Source organism: Amycolatopsis sp. NBC_01480 (genome assembly GCF_036227205.1).
In the GTDB taxonomy this organism is placed as follows: domain Bacteria; phylum Actinomycetota; class Actinomycetes; order Mycobacteriales; family Pseudonocardiaceae; genus Amycolatopsis.
Genome location: NZ_CP109442.1, coordinates 8,732,219 through 8,749,707 on the forward strand (window position 1 = coordinate 8,732,219; position 17,489 = coordinate 8,749,707).

Genomic DNA, 17,489 nt, shown 5'->3' on the forward strand with positions numbered 1-17,489 from the left:
TTACTTCAGCCGTCCGAGCTCCCTGTCGATGAAGTCGAAGACCTCATCGGCGCTGGCCGACTGGATCCTCTCGGTGACGTCCGGCGTGCCGGGCTCGCCCGCGGGCCCGCTCCAGTCGGCGACCAGGCGCCGCAGGCGCAGCGCGACCCCGCCCCGGGTGACGTCGTCGGGTTCGCTGGCGGCCAGCGCGGCTTCGAACCGGTCGAGTTCGGCGAGCAGGGACGGCCCGGCGGCGGGCTCGTCGGTCCGCAATTCGGTGCCGAGGTGCTCGGCGAGCACGGTCGGCGTGGGGTAGTCGAAGGCCAACGTCGCGGGCAGGCGCAGGCCGGTGGCGGCGGTCAGCCGGTTGCGGAGCTCGACCGCGGTCAGCGAGTCGAAGCCGAGTTCGCGGAATTCGCGGGTGGCCCCGATCGCTTCGGGCGAACCGTGGGCCAGCACCGCGGCCACCGCGTTCCGCACGAGGTCGAGCAGGTAGCGCTGCCGGTCGCCCTCGCGCATTTCCGCCAGCTGCCCGGCGAACCCGGCCTGCGAGACCGCGGCTTCGGCGGCCGCCGTGCGTCGTGCCGTCTTGACCAGGCTCCGCAGCACGGCCGGAACCACGCTCTGGGCCTGCATCGAGCCGGCGCCGAGCGCGAGCGGCACCAGCAGCGCCTCGCCCGTCGCGGTGGACCGGTCGAACAGCGCCATCCCCTGTTCCGAAGACAGCTCCGGGAGGCCGGCGCCCGAGATCCGCCGCCGCGACGTGTCGCTCAGCGTGCTGGTCATACCGCTGTCGGACGCCCACGGGCCCCACGCCAGCGACGTCGCCGCCAGGCCCTCGGCGGCCCGGAAGTGCGCCAAGGCGTCGAGGAAGCTGTTGGCCGCCGCGTAGTTGGCCTGGCCCGGGCTGCCCATCACGCCGGCGACCGAGGAGAACAGCACGAACGCCGCGAGATCGCAGTCCTTCGTGAGTTCGTGGAGATGCCAGGCGGCATCAACCTTCGGCCGGGCGACGGTGGCGAGGCGTTCCGGGGTCAGCGAGCCGAGGACACCGTCGTCGAGCACACCGGCGGTGTGCACGACGGCCGTGAGCGGGTGTCCGGTGTGGACGGTGTTGACCAGGTTCGCGACGGCTTCGCGGTCGGCGGTGTCGCAGGCCGCGATGGTCACTTCGGCGCCGAGCGCGAGCAGGTCCGCGCGGAGTTCGTCCGCGCCGGACGCGTCGGGGCCACGGCGGCTGGCCAGCAGCAGATGCCGGACGCCGCGTTCGGCGACCAGGTGGCGCGCGAGCTGCCGGCCCAGGCCGCCGGTGCCACCGGTGATCAGCACCGTCCCGTCGGGATCCCAGGCCCGGCCGCCGGTTTCGGCGTCCGCACGCTGCAGCCGTCCGACGCGGACTTCGCCACCACGTACGACGGCCTGGGTTTCGCCCGCGGCCACCAGGCTGGGAAGCCGCGGGACCAGAGACGCGTCGTCCAGGTCGGTGATCAGGAACGAGCCCGGGTTCTCCAGCTGAGCGGCTCGGATCAGGCCCCACACCGGGGCCGCGGCGAGGTCCGTCACGGTTTCGCCGGCGGCGTTCCGGGTCACGAACAGCAGCCGCGTTTCGGCGAACCGCTCGTCCGAAGCCCAGTCCTGCAGCACTTCCAGGACCCGGGAGGTCGTTGCGAGCGCGGCAGCGGGCAGGTCACCGGCGCCGGTGATCGGGACGAGCACGAAGTCCGGCACGGTCTCCCCGGCCAGATCGGTGAGCTTCTCGCCCGCCGTGACGGTGTATCCGGCGGCCTTCACCGCGGCGGTCAGGCCGAGTTCGTCGGCGCCCAGCACGGCCCACGTCTTTTCCGGCTCCGCCAAGGCAGGCTCGGCGGGAATCCAGCCCAGCCGGAACAGCGAGCCGTCCGACGCGGTGTCGGGCCTCGTGGTGTCGAACGGCCGCAGCCGCAGCGACTCGACCGACAGCACGGGCGAACCCTCAGCGTCCACAGCGGACAGTGAGACGGTGTCGTCCCCGGTGGTGGTCAGCCGAACCCGGAGGACCGCCGCGGCGGCCGCGTGCAGCGCCAGGCCGGTCCACGACACCGCGTCGAGGCCGTTCGCCGCCGGCCCGGTGAAGTTCGCCGTTTGCAGGGCCGCGTCGAGCAGCGCGGGATGCAGGCCGAACGCGGCGACGTCCTCGGTGCCGTCCGGGAGGGCGACTTCGGCGAAGACGTCATCGCCCTGCCGCCACACGGCACGCAGGCCTCGGAACACCGGCCCGTATTCGCGGCCGTCGTCAGCGAACTCCTCGTAGATGCCGTCGAGATCGAGGGCGGTGGCGTCGGGCGGCCAGCTGCCCAGGTCGAACGCAGCCGCGGCGCCGGTGGCGAGGCTGCCGGTCGCGTTCTCGGTCCAGTCGGCATCGTCGGCGGACGAGTGGATCGTGATCGCCCGGCGCCCGTTGTCGTCCGGCTCGCCGACCCACACCTGCACGGCGACGGCGTCCTGCGGGCCGAGCCGGAGCGGCGTGGTGATGGTCAGTTCCTCGACGCGCTCGCAGCCCACCTGGTCCGCCGCGCGCAGCGCCAGCTCGGCGAATCCGGCCGAGGGAAGGGAAAGTCCGCCGTTGACGACGTGCTCGGCGAGCCACGGCTGGGTGGCGACCGAGATCCGGCCGGTCAGCAGCACGCCCTTCGAGCCGGCCACCGCGGTCGCCGCGCCGAGCAGCGGGTGCCCGGCCGCGAGCAGGCCCAGTCCGGCGGCGTCGGCCGCGGGCGTGCCGGGCGTCGGCCAGTAGCGCTCGTGCTGGAACGGGTAGGTCGGCAGGTCCACGACGGCGTCCGAGCCGCTGAACCACGGGCTCCACTCGACCCCCGCGCCGATCACGTGCAGCTCGGCGAGCGCGGCTGCCAGCGCCGCCTCTTCGCCGCGTCCCCGGCGCAGCGCCGGAACAACGGTCACGGTCTCGGGATCAACCAGGTCCAGGGCCAGCCCCGCGAGCACTCCGCCCGGGCCGAGTTCGATCAGCGTGTCCGCGCCCTCGGCGACAAGCGTCGCGACGCCGTCCGCGAACCGCACCGGCTCACGCACGTGCCGCACCCAGTACCCGGGTGAGCACAGCTCCTCGTCCGTCGCCGGTCGCCCGGTGACGAACGGGATCTTCGGCTTCTCGAAGGACAATCCGGAGATCGCGCGGGCGAACTCGTCCAGCATCGGCTCCATCAACGGCGAGTGGAACGCGTGCGACACCGAAAGCCGCTTGGTCTTGCGGCCCGCGGCCGCCAGCTGCCCGGTAATGGCGAGCACGGCCTCTTCGGCCCCCGCCACGACGACGGTGTCCGGGCCATTCACCGCGGCGATCGACACGTGGTCCTCGTGGCCCGCCAGCAACGGCAGCACCTCGGCCTCGGCGGCGCGGACCGACACCATCGCCCCGGCACCCGTCGGAAGGGCTTGCATCAACCGCGCGCGGGCCGTCACCAAAGTGCAGGCGTCGGCCAGCGAAAGGACCCCGGCGACGTGGGCCGCCGCGATCTCGCCGATCGAGTGCCCGGCCACCCGGCCCGGCCTGATCCCGAAGGACTCGACCAGCCGGAACAGCGCGACCTCGATCGCGAACAAGGCGGGCTGGGCGTAACCGGTTTGGTCAAGCAGTTCGGCCTCGGTTCCCCAGACGACCTCGCGCAACGCGCGGTCGGCGCCTCGGTCCAGCTCCGCGGCCACGGCGTCGAAGGCGTCGGCGAACGCGGGGAACCGGTCGTACAGCTCGCGGCCCATGCCGAGTTGCTGGCTGCCCTGGCCGGAGAACAGCACGGCCGTCGACCGTGGCCCGGCGATCCCGGTGATCTGCTCCGAACCGGACAGCAGGACCGCTCGGTGCTCGAACAGCGCCCGGCCGTTGACCAGGGACCGGCCCACCTCAGCCGCGTTCACACCCGGGTTGTCCTCCGCAAAGGACTTGATCCGGCGGATCTGCTCGGCCAGCGCGGTTTCCGACTTCGCCGACAGCGGCCACGGCACCACCCCTCCGGAAGCTGGGTCCACTGCCCGTTCAACGACTGGTGCCTGTTCCAGGATCACGTGCGCGTTCGTCCCGCTGAGCCCGAACGACGACACCCCCGCGCGACGCGCACGACCCACCTCCGGCCACGGCGTCTGCTTGGTCAGCAACGACACCGCACCGGCCGACCAGTCCACATGCGACGACGGCTCGCTGACATGCAGCGTCTCCGGCAGCACCCCGTGCCGGATCGCCATCACCATCTTGATCACACCCGCCACCCCAGCGGCGGCCTGAGTGTGACCCAAGTTCGACTTGATCCCGCCCAGCCACAACGGAATCTCGCGGTCCTGGCCATAAGTCGCGAGGATTGCCTGGGCCTCGATCGGATCACCCAGCACCGTGCCGGTCCCGTGCGCCTCCACCGCATCAACGTCCGCGGTGGACAGACCCGCGCCTGCCAACGCCTGCCGGATCACCCGCTGCTGGGAAGGCCCGTTCGGCGCCGTCAACCCGTTCGACGCACCATCCTGGTTCACTGCCGAGCTACGCATCACCGCGAGGATCCGGTGACCTTTACGTTCCGCGTCAGAAAGCCGCTCGACGACAAGGACTCCCGCACCCTCGGCCCAACCAGTGCCGTCCGCGTCGTCCGAGAAAGCCTTGCAACGACCATCCGGAGCCAGCCCGCCCTGACGGCTGAACCCGGCAAAGCCCATCGCGGTGGACATCACCGTCACGCCACCGGCCAAGGCCAGCGAGCACTCACCCGACCGCAACGCCTGAGCAGCCCAATGCAGCGCCACCAGAGAAGACGAGCACGCCGTGTCCACCGTGACCGCCGGACCTTCAAAACCGAACGTGTAGGAGATCCGGCCCGACACGACGCTGGCCGCGAGGCCGGTGCTGGCGTGACCTTCCACGTCCTCGCGCGAACTCACCACCAGGCTCGCGTAGTCCTGGCCGTTGGTCCCGATGAACACCCCGGTCGGACTGCCGCGCAACGTCCCCGGGTCGATCCCGGCCCGCTCGACGGCCTCCCACGAGGTCTCCAGCAACAGGCGCTGCTGCGGATCCATCGCCATGGCCTCACGCGGGGAGATGCCGAAGAACCCGGCGTCGAATTCCGCGGCGTCGTAGAGGAAACCGCCCTGGCCGGTGATGCTGGTCCCGCGGCCGTCGCCGGCGAGGGCGTCGAGGTCCCAGCCGCGGTCCGAGGGGAAGTCCGACATCGCGTCGCGGCCGTCGGCCAGCAGCTGCCACAGGTCCTCCGGCGAGGCCACCCCGCCGGGGAAACGGCAGCCCATGCCGACGATCGCGATCGGCTCGTCGACGGCGGAGGCACTCCTCGTGACCTCGCCGGAATCGGCCGTGACCCCCAGGAGCTGAGCCACCAGATGGGCGGCGAGCACGGTGGGCGTCGGGTAGTCGAAGACGAGGGTGGCGGGCAGCGTCAGCCCGGTGGCGGTGGCCAGCCGGTTGCGGATCTCGATCGCGGTCAACGAGTCGAAACCGAGGTCCCGGAACGCCTTCTCGGCACCGATGGCGCCCGGCGAGCCGTGGCCGAGCACGGCGGCGGCGTCAACGCGGACGAGATCAAGCACCGCCGCGACACGATCGGCCTCGGACAGTTCCGTGAGCCGGGCGCGCAGTGCGGGCGCGGCGCCGACGTCGGTAACCGGCGCGGCGGCCGAACGAATCCGCTGGGCTTCGGGCAGATCCGCGAGCAGCGGGCTCGGCCGCAGGCTCAGCAACGCGGTCAGCAGCGTGGGGTTCTGCAGATCAGCGATCACCACGGTCGCGAACGGTTCGCTGACGGCCTGGCCGAGCGCCACGAGGGCCGCTCCGGGTTCCAGCACCGAGGTGCCGACCCGGCGCGTGCGCTCCTCGACCTTGGCGTCGTCCGCCATGCCGCCGCCGGCCCACGCGGCCCAGGCGATCGACGTCGCGGCGAGGCCGGCGGCGCGGCGGCGCTCGGCGATCGCGTCCAGCACGGCGTTCGCCGCCGCGTAGTTGCCCTGCCCGGGATTGCCGACCGAGCCGGCGACCGAGGAGAACAGCGCGAACACGTCCAGCCCGAGGTCACGGGTCAGCTCGTCGAGGACCAGGGCCGAGGTGACCTTCGAGCGGAACACGGCGTCGAACCGGTCCGGGGTCAGGCCGTCGAGGACACCGTCGTCGAGGACACCGGCGGTGTGCACGACCGCGGTCAGCGGGAACTCACCGGGAAGTCCCGCCAGCAGCTCCCGGACCGCGTCACGATCGGAGACGTCACAAGCGGAAACGGTGACCGCGGCACCCAGGGCGGTCAGCTCGTCTCGCAGTTCTTCCGCCCCGGGAGCAGACGGCCCGCGGCGGCTCGCCAGCACCAGGTGCGGGGCGCCCTTCGCGGCCAGGTCCCGGGCCGCGTGCGCGCCGAGCGCGCCGGTGCCGCCGGTGATCAGGACGGTGCCGGTGGGAGCCCAGGCCGTCAGTCCTTCAGCCGCCGGAGCAGGAACCAGTCGACGGCCGAAGACCCCCGAGTCCCGCACGGCGATCTGGTCCTCGACGGTGTCGGTGCGGCCAAGCAGTCCGGCGAATCGTCGTGAAGCGCGCTCGTCGAAGACCTCCGGAAGATCGATCAGACCGCCCCAGAGCTCGGGGTACTCCAGCGCGGCCACCCGGCCCAGCCCCCACACCGCGGCCTGGCCGACCTCGAGGAGCCGCTCCGCGCGTCCCGTCGACACCGCGCCGCGCGTCACGGCCCAGACCGGCGCGGCCGATCCGGCGTCACCCAACGCCTGCAGCAGTTCCGTGGTGGCCGAGGCGCCGTTGCCGAGGAACGCCAGAAGGGACACCACTCCGGCGAAGTCGCCGCAGTCCCGCAGCTGCTGGGCCAGTTCGGCCCGGCCGGTCGTGCCGACGTCGAGCCGGACAGCCGCAGGCCCCATGGCTTCGACCACCGACGCGGCCCAAGCGTCCTCGGCGAGCGACTGCGGGACGAGCACCAGCCAGGACCCCCGAGGTCCGCCCGCCTGGAGCCCGGTCAGTGGCGCCCAGCTCTCACGGTACCGCCATGCGTCTACTGTGGACTGTTCCTCGAGTTTACGGCGCCAGGACGCCAGCGCGGGCAGCACCGCGCTCAGGGCCGAGCCGTCAACGCCCAGGTCGGCGGCGAGCCCGGCGAGATCTTCGCGTTCGACCGCGTCCCAGAACCGCCCGTCGATGGTGGTCCGCGCGGGCTCGGGCACTGCTTCGGGCCAATAGCGCTCGTGCTGGAACACGTAAGTCGGCAGGCTGACCCTGCGCGAGGCGGTCCCGGCGTAGTGCGCCGCCCAGTCGACGCTGACCCCGGCGACGTGCAACCGGGACAACGCCGACACGACCGCAGCCTGTTCGCCACGGTTCTTGCGCAGCGCGGGAACGGCCAGCGCACTGTCACCCAGGATGTCCTGCACCATGGCCGAGGCCACGCCGTCCGGGCCGAGTTCGAAGAAAGCCGTCACCCCGGCCGCGCGCGCGGCCCGGACGCCGTCGGCGAACCGGACCGGCTCACGCACGTGCGACACCCAGTACTCCGGCGAGCGCACCAGGTCCGCGGTCGCGATCTCGCCGGTGAGGTTCGAGACCAGCGGGATCACCGGCGTGCTGAAGGTCAATCCGCGAACGACCCGGCGGAACTCGTCCAGCATCGGGTCCATCCGCGGCGAGTGGAAGGCGTGTGACACCACCAGCTTCTTGGTCTTGCGGCCCTGCGCCTCGAACTTCGCCGCGATCGCGGCGACCGCGTCGGCGTCACCGGCCACGACCACCGACTCCGGCCCGTTCACCGCCGCGATCGAGACCCAGCCGGTGAGCAGCGGCCGCACTTCGGTTTCGCCGGCCTGCAAGGAAGTCATCGCCCCGCCCGCGGGCAGGGCCTGCATCAGCCGGGCGCGGGCGGCCACGAGGGTGCACGCGTCTTCCAGCGACAGCACCCCGGCGACGTGCGCTGCCGCGATCTCGCCGACCGAATGCCCGGTGACGAAGTCCGGGACGACGCCCCAGGCCTCCATCAGCCGGAACAGCGCGACCTCGAACGCGAACAACGCGGGCTGCGTGGTCCCGGTTTCGTCCAGCGACGCGGCGCCGGGCTCGCCGAAGAGCGCCTCCCGGATCGGCTCGTCCCACTGCGCCAGCACGGCGTCCAGTGCCTCGGCGAACACCGGGAACGTCTCGTAGAGCTCCTGGCCCATCCCCGCGCGCTGCGCCCCCTGGCCCGAGAAGACCGCGCAAAGCTTCGTCCGCCGGGTAACCTCACCGACGGTCACGCCCGGCGCCGCATCGCCCGCGTGCCACGCCGTCAGCAGGCCACGCAGGTCGGCGGGGTCGTCGGCCGTCACGGCGAGCCGGTGCTCGAAGGCGGCCCGGGTCGTCGCGAGGGAAAGCGCGACGTCGGCGGGACGGAGTCCACTGTCCATTACGGACAGCAAGGCCGCGGCCTGGTCCTTCAGCGCAGCTTCCGTCTTGCCCGAAAGCAGCCAGGAAACGACCGCGGGCAGCGGGCCATCGTCAGCCGAGCCCACGGGCGCCGGCGCCTGCTCGAGGATGGTGTGGGCGTTCGTCCCGCTGACGCCGAACGAAGACACCGCAGCCCGGCGAGGACGGTCCGTCGCCGGCCATTCGCGCCGCTCGGCGAGCAGGTCCACCTTGCCCTGCGACCAGTCCACATGCGACGAAGGCGGGTCCACGTGCAGGGTCTGGGGCAGCACGCCGTGCCGCAGCGCCAGCACCATCTTGATCACGCCGGCGACCCCGGCCGCCGCCTGGGTGTGGCCGAAGTTCGACTTGATCGACCCGAGCAGCAGCGGATGCTCGCGGCCGGCGTCCTTGCCGTACGTCGCAAGCAGGCTCTGCGCCTCGATCGGGTCGCCGAGCGGGGTTCCGGTGCCGTGGGCCTCGACCACGTCGACGTCGGCCGGAGTCAGCTTGGCGCTGGAGAGCGCCTGCCGGATCACCCGCCGCTGCGCGCGGCCGCTCGGCGCGGTGAAGCCGTTGGACGCGCCGTCGGAGTTGACCGCCGAGCCCCGGACCAGCGCGAGGACTTCGTGACCGTTGCGCCGGGCCTCGGAAAGCCGTTCCAGGACCAGGATCCCGACGCCCTCGGCCCAGCCGGTGCCGTCCGCGCCGTCGGAGAACGCCTTGCAGCGGCCGTCGGCGGCGAGCCCGCCCTGCCGGCTGAACTCGACCAGCGAACCGGGGGTGGACATCACGTTGACCCCGCCCGCCAGCGCGAGCGAGCACTCCCCCGCCCGCAGCGACTGCGCGGCCAGGTGCAGGGCGACCAGTGAAGACGAGCAGGCGGTGTCGACCGTGACCGAAGGCCCTTCCAGCCCGAACGTGTACGAGAGCCGGCCGGACATCGCGCTCGCGGCGAACCCGGTGCCGACGTCGCCGGTCGACTCGGCGGGCGCGCGCACCACCAGGTACGCGTAGTCCTGCCCGTTGGTGCCGACGAACACCCCGGTCCGGGTGCCGCGCAGGCGGGTCGCGTCGATCCCGGCCCGTTCGACGGCCTCCCACGAGGTCTCCAGCAGCAACCGCTGCTGCGGGTCCATCGACACCGCTTCACGCGGCGAGATCCCGAAGAAGCCGGGGTCGAACTCGGTGGCCCCGTTGAGGAAACCGCCCTGCTGGCTGACGCCGTGGCCGCGCTCGTCGACCCCGGCCCCGCCGAGCGCGTCCAGCTCCCAGCCGCGGTCGGCGGGGAAGCCCGAGACGGCGTCGGTGCCCGAGTCCACCAGGTCCCACAGGTCTTCCGGCGAGGCCACGCCGCCGGGGAACCGGCAGCTCATCGCGATGATCGCGATCGGGTCCGCGGCGCTGTCGACGAGCTGCCGGTTTTCCCGCCGCAGCCGTTCGGTCTCCTTCAGTGAAGCTCTGAGCGCTGCGACTACCTTCTCGCTGGGCGATGTCATCATCAACTCCGTCAGTCGTTCGACCGGTCGGACTGGCCGTCGAGTGCCGCCTGGACCAGGTCGTCGATCTCCATCGCGTCGATGGACGGCCCGGCATCCTCTGCCGATCCGAGCGGGACTCGGAGGTCGTCGTCTTCGTCGGCGTCGTCCGGGACCGCCTCGCCCGGCAGCATTCCGGCCAGGATGTGCTCGGCGAGCGCGGCCGGGGTCGGATGGTCGAACACCAGGGTGGAGGTCAGGCTCAGCCCGGTCGCGGCGTTGAGCTGGTTGCGCAGCTCCACCGCGCCCAGTGAGTCGAAACCGAGGTCCCGGAACGCCTTCTCCGCGCCGACCTGCTCGACGTCGGGGTAACCCAGCACTTCCGCCGCACGCGCCCGGACCAGGTCGAGCACGGTCTCGAAACGCTGTCCGGCGGCCAGGTCCGCGAGTTTGGCCCGCAACCCGAGCCCGGCGTCCGGCGCGGCCGCGGCGACCAGCTCGTCGTAGCCGGGCATCTCCCGCAGCAACGCGCTCGGCCGGGCGGTGGCGCTGAACCGGCCCGCGTCGACCGCGGCGACCAGCACCGTCGGCTCGTCTTCGGTGACGACCTGTCGGAGCGCTGCGAAGGCCAATTCCGGGTCCATCGCACCGATTCCGGTGCGGCGGGCCGCTTCCTCGGCGTGGGCGTTCGAGGCCATGCCCTCGCCGCCCCAGGCACCCCAGGCGATCGAGGTCGCCGCCAGGCCGAGCGAGTGCCGGCGCTCGGCGATCGCGTCGAGCACCGTGTTCGCCGCGGCGTAGTTGGCCTGGCCGGGATTGCCGACCGCGCCCGACGCCGAGGAGAACAGGGCGAACACCTTCAGGTCCAGGTCCCGGGTCAGCTCGTCGAGCAGGAACGCCGAGCCCACCTTCGACCGGAACACCGCGTCGAACCGGTCCGGGGTGAGGCCGTCGAGCACACCGTCGTCAAGCACACCGGCCGCGTGGACGACGCCGGTCAGCGGGTACTCCGCCGGGACGCTGTCGAGCACGGCCTCCAGGCTGGCGCGGTCCGCGACGTCGCAGGCCGAGATCGTGACCCGCACTCCGGTGGCGGCGAGTTCGTCACGCAGTTCCGCCGCGCCCGGAGCGTCGAGACCACCGCGGCTGGCGAGCAGCAGGTGCTCGGCGCCGTCACGGGCGAGCCGGCGGGCGAGCTGCCGGCCCAACGCGCCGGTGCCTCCGGTGATCAGGACCGTCCCGCTGGGCTCCCAGATCGGTGCGGAACCGTGCGCGGCAGCCTTCCTCAGCCGTCGGCCGAACAGGCCCGAACTTCGGACGGCGACCTCGTCCTCGCCGTCGAGCCCGGCGAGGACCGCGGCCAATCCCTCCGCCGCGTGAGCGTCGGCGACCTCGGGCAGGTCGACGAGACCGCCCCAGCGCTCCGGGTATTCGAGCGCGGCCACGTGGCCGAGACCCCAGACCCCGGCCTGGTCCGGGCGGACCGGTCCTTCGCCGAGGCCCACGGAGATCGCGCCCCGCGTGACACACCACAGTGGAGCGGTGATCCCCGCGTCGCCCAGTGCTTGCAGCGCCTTCGTAGTCGAGACGACCCCGGCAGGCACGCCCGAGGCGAAGTCCGACAAGGCGAGCAGCGACACAACACCGGCGAAGTCCGTACCCGCCACCGCGCTCAGCGATCCGGCCAGCGCTTCCCGGTCTTGATCAGCCGGGACGTCGACGCGGACCACGCCGGCGCCCAGCGCGTCGATCGCGGCCGGGACCCATTCGTCGTCACTCTCGGGGACGAGCGCAAGCCACGTTCCAGTGAGGCCGCCGGTGGGCACGGCGCTGAGCGGAGTCCAGCCGATGCGGTGCCGCCAGCCGTCTACTGTGGACGCCTCCGAGCGCTGCCGGCGCCAGTCCATCAGCGCGGGAAGCACCTTCGAAAGCGCATCGCCCTCGACGTTCAACGTGGCGGCCAGCTCGGCGAAGTCCTCGTTCGCCACCGCGGCCCAGAAGTCGCTGTCGGCTTCGCTGCCGCCGGTCGTCTCAGCCGTGGCCGCGGGCCAGAACCGCTCGTGCTGGAAGGCGTAGGTCGGCAGGTCCACTCGCCGCGCACCCGTCCCGGCGAAGAAGCCGGACCAGGCCGGGCTGACGCCGTCGACCTGCAGCCGGGCCAGCGCGGCAACGGCCGTCGCCTCCTCGTCGCGGTCCTTGCGCAGCAAGGGAACCACCAGCGCGTCGGTCTCGCCGAGGCTGTCCTGCGTCATCGCCGACAGGACGGAGTCCGGGCCGATCTCGAGGAACCTCGTGACGCCATTCCCGGCCAGCGTGCGCACCGCGTCGGCGAAGCGGACCGCCTCGCGGGCGTGGTCGACCCAGTAGGCCGGGTCGCACACCCGCTCCGCGGCGGCCACCTCGCCGGTGACGGCGGAGACGAGCGGCACGGCGGGCGCGGCGTACGACACCTGCCGGGCGATCCGGCCGAAGTCCTGCAGCATGGCGTCCATATGAGCCGAGTGAAACGCATGGCTGACGCGTAAACGCCTAGTCTTTCGCCCGTCGGCGCTGAATCGGCCGGCGATCGCGGTCACCGCGGCTTCGTCACCGGCGATCACCACCGCCCTCGGGCCGTTGACCGCGGCGATCGAGGCACCGGCGGTCAGGCGCGGCGTGACCTCGTCCTCGCTCGCCTGGAGCGACACCATCGCGCCGCCGGCCGGCAGCGCCTGCATCAGCCGGCCCCGCGCCGCGACCAGCGTGCAGGCGTCGGCCAGCGAGAGCACCCCGGCGACGTGGGCCGCCGCGAGCTCGCCGACCGAGTGCCCGGCGACGAAGTCCGGCTCGAGGCCCCAGGACCGCACCAGGTGGTACAGCGCGACTTCGACGGCGAACAGCGCGGGCTGCGTGTAGCCGGTCTGGTCGAGCAGCTCGGCTTCCTCGGTCGCCGGTGCGGCGAACACGAGGTCGCGCAGCGGGCGGTCCAGGTGGGCTTCCAGGTTCGCCAGCACCGCGTCGAAGGCCTCGGCGAAGACCGGGAACCGGCGGTAGAGCGCTGCCCCCATGCCCGGCTGCTGCGAGCCCTGGCCGGAGAACAGGAAGGCGAGCTTGCCGCCACGCCCGGCGGTCCCCCGCAGCGCGATGGACGAGGTGTCGCCCTCGGCCAGCGTCGCCAGCCCGCCGAGCAGCTCGTCGAGATCACCCGCGACCACGGCCGCGCGGTGCTCGAAGACCGAACGCGAGGTGGCCAGCGAGAACGCCAGATCGGTGAGCGCGGGCTGCGGCGCGGTCCGCAGCCGGGCCAGCAGACCGCCGGCCTGGTCCCGCAGGGCCGCGGCGGTCTTGCCGGACAGCGTGACGGGCACGACCCCGGTCTCACGCACCGGCTCGGCCTCGGCCGACGCCGGCGCCTGTTCCACGATCACGTGCGAGTTGGTCCCGCTGGCCCCGAACGACGACACCGCGGCACGGCGCGCCCGGCCCGAATCGGGCCACTGCACGGTCTCGGTGAGCAGTTCGACGGCGCCGCTGCTCCAGTCCACATGGGACGACGGCGCGTCCACGTGCAGGGTCCGCGGCAGCACGCCGTGGCGCATCGCGAGCACCATCTTGATCACGCCCGCGACGCCCGAGGCGGCCTGGGTGTGGCCGATGTTCGACTTGACCGAGCCGAGCAGCAACGGCCGCTCGCGGTCCTGCCCGTAGGTCGCGAGCAGCGCCTGGGCTTCGATCGGGTCGCCCAGCGCGGTGCCGGTGCCGTGGGCCTCGACGGCGTCGATGTCGGTGGCGGTGAAACCCGCGTTCGCCAGCGCCTTGCGGATCACCCGCTGCTGCGAGGGCCCGCTCGGGGCGGTCAGGCCGTTCGACGCGCCGTCGGAGTTGATCGCCGAGCCGCGGACCACGGCCAGCACCTCGTGGCCGTTGCGCTGCGCGTCGGAGAGCCGTTCGACGACCAGCATGCCGACGCCCTCGGACCAGCCCGTGCCGTCCGCGCGGTCGGAGAAGGCCTTGCAGCGGCCGTCGGCGGAAAGCGCGCCCAGGTCACCGAATTCCACGAAGTTGGCCGGGGTGGACATCACCGTCACGCCGCCCGCGATGGCCACCGAGCACTCGCCCGTCCGCAGCGCCTGGGCGGCCAAATGCAGGACCACCAAGGAGGACGAGCAGGCGGTGTCGACCGAGACGGTCGGCCCTTCCAGCCCGAACGTGTAAGCCAGCCGTCCGGACAGCAGGCTCGCGGACTGGGCGGTCTGCCACTGCCCGCTCTCCTGCGCGTTCGGCCGGTAGTCGCCGCTGCCGCCGCCGATGAACACGCCGGCGTCACTGCCGCGCAGGCCGGCCGGGTCGATCCCGGCCCGCTCCAGCGCTTCCCACGCGCCTTCCAGCACGAGCCGCTGCTGCGGGTCCATCACCAGGGCCTCGCGCGGCGAGATGCCGAAGAAGCCCGGGTCGAAGTCCCCGGCGTCGTAAAGGAAACCGCCGCCGCGCGCGGGCGTGCTGCCCGGGCCGTCACCGGTCAGCTCGCCGAGCGGCCAGTTGCGGTCGCCCGGCAGCGCGCCGATCGCGTCGACCTCGCCGGACACCAGCCGCCAGAGGTCCTCCGGGGACCGGACGCCGCCCGGGTAGCGGCAGCTCATGCCGACGATGGCGATCGGGTCGTCGTCCGTGGCACGCGGGCCGGCCACCGTCACCTCGGCGGCGGTCTGCTCGTCGAGCAGCTCGGCACGCAGGTGAGCGGCCAGCGCGGCGGGCGTCGGGTAGTCGAAGGCCAGCGTCGCGGGCAGCGCGAGGCCGGTCGCGGTGGTCAGCTGGCCACGCAGGTCGACCGCGGTCAGCGAGTCGAAACCGAGGTCCTTGAACGCGATGTCGGCCTCGACCGCGTCCGCGCTGGTGTGGCCCAGCACGGCCGCGACCTTCTCGCGGACCAGCGCGAGGACTTCGGCGGCGCGGCCGGCTTCGGGCAGGCCACGCAGCTTCCGCCGGAGCTGGTTCCCGGACTCCGCGTCCTCGGCCGGTGCGAGCGCCGACCGTGCCTCGGGCAGTTCGTCGAGCAGGGTGCTCGGCCGGTTCGCGGTGAAGGCAGGGGCGAAACGGTCCCAGGCGACGTCGGCGACCACCACTGAAGCGTCGGTGTCGTCGGCCATCGCGCGGCCGAGCGCGGCCAGCGCGAGACCCGATTCGAGGGCCGGGACGCCGTTGCGGCTCAGGTGCCCGGTGAGGCTGCCGGAAACCCCGTCGGCCCAAGCGCCCCAGCCGATCGAGAGCGCCGGGACCCCGCGGTCGCGGCGACGGCGGGCGAGAGCGTCCAGGTGCGCGCCGACCGCGGCTTCGCTCCCGCGTCCGGCCGAACCCCACACCCCGGCGACCGTGGTGAACAGGACAAACGCTTCCAGCGGACGGTCGGCGAGCAGCGCGTCGAGGTTCTCCGCCCCGGCGACGGCCGCGCCGACGTCGGCGGTCAGGTCACCGGTCAGCTCGCCGGGCTCGTCGCCGGCGTGGATCACCGTGGTCAGCGGCCCCTCGACGGCGTCCAGCACCGAGGCAAGCGCGTCACGATCACCCGCGTCGCATTGCACGACGGTCACGGCGGCGCCGAGTCCGGTCAGTTCGGCTTCCAGTTCGGGAGCCGAACCGGTGTGCTTCGCGGTGAGCACCAGCCGTTCGGCACCCTGGGCCGCCAGCCAGCGGGCCACCTGGGCACCGACGGCCTGGCCGCCACCGACGACCAGCACGGTGCCGTCCGGCGTCCAAGACCCGGCGTTGTCGTCACGGGCCCGGACCAGGCGCCGCGCGAAGACCCCGGAAGCGCGGACCGCGACCTGGTCCTCCGGGCCGCCCAGGACGGCGGCAAACCGTTCTGCCGCACGGGAGTCCAGCGTGTCGGGAAGGTCGACGAGACCGCCCCACCGGGCCGGGTTCTCCAGCGCGAGCACGCGGCCGAGGCCCCAGCCGGCGGTCTGGTCGGGGTGAGCCAGGTGGTCGGCTGGGCCGACCGAGACGGCGCCGCGGGTGACCCACCAGAGCGGGGCTTCGACACCGGCGTCGGACAGGGCTTGCAGCAGATCCGTCGGCCATCCGGGCACGGCGAGCGCGACGACTGCGGCCACTCCACCTTCGTGGGCTTCGATCAGCCGCGCGGTGAACCCGGTGAGGTCGTCGCCGAGTCCGACGCGCACGACGTCCTCGCCGAGTGCCGCGACCGCGGTGTCCAGCCATGGGTCGTTGTGCTCCGGGACGACCACCAGCCAGCGTCCGGCGGCGGGCGCAGCACCGTGAGCGAGGGGCTTCCAGCTCTCCCGGTAACGCCAGCCGTCCACCACGGACCGGTCGTTGCGCTTGCGCCGCCAGGTCGACAGCGCGGGCACCATCGCGGTCAGCGCGCCGTCGTCGAGGTCGAGGATCGTGGACAGCGACGAGAGGTCTTCCCGCTCGACGGCGGCCCAGAACTCGGCGTCGGCCGGGTCGGCGGAGACCCCGGCAACGTGAGAAAGCGAGGGCTCCGGCCAGAACCGCTCGTGCTGGAAGGCGTACGTCGGCAGGGTGATCCGGCGCGCGCCGGTCCCGGCGAAGAACGCCTCCCAGGCCACCGGCACGCCACGCACGTGGAGAGCGCCGAGGGCGGCGGAGATCGTGGTCTCCTCATCGCGGTTCGCCCGCAGCACCGGCAGGACAGCCTGGCCGGCGCCGTCGTCCAGCACCTGCTGGGTCATCGCGGACAGCACCCCGTCCGGCCCCACCTCGACGAACGTCGACACCCCGGCGTCACGCAGCGCCAGCACGCCGTCGGCGAACCGCACGGTCTCGCGGACATGGCTCACCCAGTACTCCGGCGAGCACAGCTGGTCCGCGGTGGCGAGCGCGCCGGTCACGTTCGACACCAGCGGGATCTGCGGCGCGGCAAAGGAAATCCCGCCGACCACCCGGCGGAAGCCGTCGAGCATCGGGTCCATCAGCGGCGAGTGGAACGCGTGGCTCACCCGGAGCCGCTTGGTCTTGCGGCCCTGGCCGTCGAACCGCCCGGCGATCGCGGTCACCTCGTCCTCGGCGCCGGCGATCACCACCGCGGCGGGCCCGTTGACCGCGGCGATCGTCACGCCCTCGGCCAGTAGGGGGCGGACTTCGGCTTCGGCCGCTTCGAGGGAGACCATCGCTCCCCCGGCCGGCAACGCCTGCATCAGGCGGCCGCGGGCGACAACAAGCCGTACCGCATCAGCCAGCGAAAGCACCCCGGCGACGTGCGCGGCGGCGATCTCGCCGATCGAGTGCCCGGCGACGTGGTCGGGCTTGACCCCCCAGGATTCCAGCAGCCGGAAGAGCGCGACCTCGATCGCGAACAAGGCAGGCTGGGTATAGGCAGTTTCGTCGAGCAGCTCGGCGTCGGAACCCCAAACCACCTCACGCAGCGGCCGGTCCAGTTCAACGTCCAGGTGTGCGAAGACCTCGTCCAAGGCCGCGGCGAAGGCCGGGAACCGGGCGTACAGCTCACGGCCCATCCCGATCCGCTGGGAGCCCTGCCCGGAGAACAGGAACGCGGTCTTGCCCGCGGCTACCGTGCCGCGCGCGGATTCGACCAGGCCGTCCGGGCCCGCGAGCAGCACCGCACGGTGGGCGAAGGCGCTCCGGCCGGTGGCCAGCGA

At 72.9% G+C, this 17,489-nt stretch carries 2 protein-coding genes (1 of these 2 cut by a window edge); both read right to left on the reverse strand.

The features are described 5' to 3' along the window. The gene (locus tag OG371_RS40920; RefSeq protein ID WP_442876208.1) at nucleotides 1-9,906 is read right to left on the reverse strand and encodes a type I polyketide synthase; all 9,906 of its coding nucleotides are present in this window, start codon (nucleotides 9,904-9,906) and stop codon (nucleotides 1-3) included. Then, nucleotides 9,903-17,489, reverse strand: the final stretch of a protein-coding gene (locus tag OG371_RS40925; RefSeq protein ID WP_329062040.1) for a type I polyketide synthase. It continues 20,292 nt past the right edge of the window; 7,587 of the gene's 27,879 nt are visible here — the last part of the coding sequence; the start codon falls outside the window, past its right edge; it ends in the stop codon at nucleotides 9,903-9,905. The genes OG371_RS40920 and OG371_RS40925 overlap by 4 nt, the downstream gene beginning before the upstream one ends.